The 1,207-nt window shown below is 58.4% G+C and carries 2 protein-coding genes; both read right to left on the reverse strand.

From position 1 onward, the window contains the following. Positions 1 to 185 (reverse strand): recombinase family protein (locus IQ35_RS22005; protein WP_338420276.1); only part of this gene is annotated, 185 nt, incomplete at its 3' end. A gap of 67 nt (positions 186 to 252) precedes the next feature. Further along, positions 253 to 1,207: Tn3 family transposase (locus tag IQ35_RS20975; RefSeq protein ID WP_145076254.1), on the reverse strand; the 955-nt coding region annotated here is incomplete at its 5' end.

Below are 1,207 nucleotides of genomic sequence, written 5' to 3' on the forward strand. Positions count from 1 at the left end.
GAGCCTGTTTCGGAGCGGAGGATTTCACAGCCCGCTGCCTTCAACCGGGCAACCTGGATGTCGAGATCCTGGTCGATGGTGCTGACGCGGGCGTAGCCGACGCGGGTCATGGGCAAATCCGTCACATTAGGGTGGCTTTGCCCTCGTACAGTAACATTGGTGACGGAACCACCCTTTTGTGACATGTCGTATATGTCACTTCCGATCGTCACGTTCGGGTGCACCCAAATGGTGCGAGCGGAAAGGCCCCGGTCAGGCAGCAAGCCGCCCAAAATCGATCCGGCTATTCAGATCGAGGTCGAAGCGGCCATAAGGATTGACGTGGCTGTAAATCAGCGGTGTGAGGCCGCGATAATCATCCGGCGTCATCCGGCCCGTCCATTTCGGTTCCACCAGCACGCTCTGAAGCATTCGGGTGTTCACATAGACAAGCGACGCTTGCAGCAAATGTAGCGCCAGGACCGAGAGCTGCTGCTCATCGATGCGGTTAGTGGCGATCTCGCCGCCCTTGCCGAAGAAAACGAACCCATTGGCACTGTTCCAGTTTTCAACGACATTCAGGCCTTCATGAATTTCGCGGCGGAAGGACTCCTCGCGCAGATACCGGCACAGGAAGATCGTCTTGACCGCGCGGCCCAGCTCACTCAACGCCTTGTAGGTCGGGTGCATCACCTCGGAGCGGCTAAACCGGCGCAGGATCGCCTCCGGGTCGGCGGTTTTTGTCTGCATCGCGGCTGCATATTTGACCATCTCGTCATATTGCTGCTCGATCTCATCCCAGTTGATCGGACTGGAGAGGATCGGCTGCAAGTGGGGAAGCCGCGTTCGCATGCCGACATCGGGAAGAGCCAGCTTCTGGCGAGCGATCGCTTTCAGGCGGGGTGCAAGCTCAAATCCGAGAAGCCGGCAAAATGCAAAGCCAACCGCGCTTTGGCCATGACTATCAACATATTGTCGCTGGATTTCCATGTCGGTGCAATGGCGCAGCACGCCCTCGATCATGGAGGCGACCTCGGAGGAAGAGCAGCGCTTGAGCTGGGAATAGACGCATGTCGCGCGTCGTTCGACATGCCAGTAGATCATGACGCCCCGTCCACCATAACGCGCATGCCATTCCGTCATCAGGTTGCGATCCCAGGCTCCGAACTTTGTGGAATCTGACGCACAGGCCGTGCCGGCGTCCCCCCAGACTGCAGCATTGCGGATT

Source organism: Sphingobium wenxiniae (assembly GCF_007830065.1).
Taxonomy (GTDB): Bacteria; Pseudomonadota; Alphaproteobacteria; order Sphingomonadales; family Sphingomonadaceae; genus Sphingobium; species Sphingobium wenxiniae.